The sequence below is a fragment of the Nonomuraea sp. NPDC049269 genome, assembly GCF_043197155.1.
Taxonomy (GTDB): Bacteria; Actinomycetota; Actinomycetes; order Streptosporangiales; family Streptosporangiaceae; genus Nonomuraea.
Genome location: NZ_JBICSO010000034.1, coordinates 1 through 1,205 on the forward strand (window position 1 = coordinate 1; position 1,205 = coordinate 1,205).

2 rRNA genes are annotated in these 1,205 nt (G+C 59.0%); both read right to left on the bottom strand.

Annotated elements, in window-relative coordinates:
- Nucleotides 1-632: ribosomal RNA gene (locus tag ACGFNP_RS61045) — 23S ribosomal RNA — on the bottom strand; the annotation flags it as partial.
- A 493-nt stretch (nt 633-1,125) separates the two neighbouring features.
- Nucleotides 1,126-1,205: ribosomal RNA gene (locus ACGFNP_RS61050) — 16S ribosomal RNA — on the bottom strand; the annotation flags it as partial.

Sequence of the window (1,205 nt, forward strand, 5' to 3'; positions counted from 1 at the left end):
CTGTAAGCTCCTACGGCTTGTAGGCACACGGTTTCAGGTACTATTTCACGACCCCTCACCGGGGCACTTTTCACCTTTCCCTCACGGTACTCGTGCACTATCGGTCATCAGGGAGTATTTAGGCTTACCAGGTGGTCCTGGCAGATTCACACAGGATTTCTCGGGCCCCGTGCTACTTGGGATCCCTTCCGACAGTCGACAGATTTTCGCCTACCCGGCTCTCACGGTCTACGGCGCCCCTTCCCAGAGGCTTCAACTAACCCATCGATTTATCACTGTCCGAGAAGACGGCAGCCCCCTCAAGAAGGTCCCACGACCCCGAACGTGCAACGCCTGCCGGCTATCACACACGCCCGGTTTAGCCTCATCCGCTTTCGCTCACCACTACTCACGGAATCACTCTTGTTTTCTCTTCCTACGGGTACTGAGATGTTTCACTTCCCCGCGTTACCACCAACCGCCCTATACATTCAGGCGGAGGCAACACCACATGACTGGTGCTAGGTTTCCCCATTCGGACATCCCCGGATCAACGTCTGGTTGGCGACTCCCCGAGGCTTAACGCAGCCTCCCACGTCCTTCATCGGCTCCTGATGCCAAGGCATCCACCGTGTGCCCTAAAAAACTTGGCCACAAAGATGCTCGCGTCCACTATGCAAATCTCAAACAACAAACAGCAACCACCCTCACCCGCCACCAGACCACCCACCCCCCACAAAAGAAGGGCAGATGCGATGTGACAGAAGAATGGCCCTGCATGAGGTCCCACAAACCACGGGACTGCCCACCGTACCGGGCGCCGACTACCGCCGACGCCCCATCCCGCCGACCCGCCGCCAGAGGAACAAGCCCCCTAACCGGGGGCCGCTCATGACGCGGGCAGTGGGGGATGCGGTCGCAGTCCCACAGGTCCGTTTCCTCAGGACCCAACAGTGTGTCCAACCAGCCCAGACCTTCCAGAGCGCGTCTTCCCACTCCGCTGTCACCAGCGGCGGTACCAACGACCCGGATGACCCGGACCACTTGAGTAGCCAGTGCTCCACTAATGAGCCGTCACGCATCAGACATTCGCTGATGACCGTGACATAGACCAGCAGCTTCCGCTGCTGATCAGCTGCTCCTTAGAAAGGAGGTGATCCAGCCGCACCTTCCGGTACGGCTACCTTGTTACGACTTCGTCCCAATCGCCAGCCCCACCTTCGACC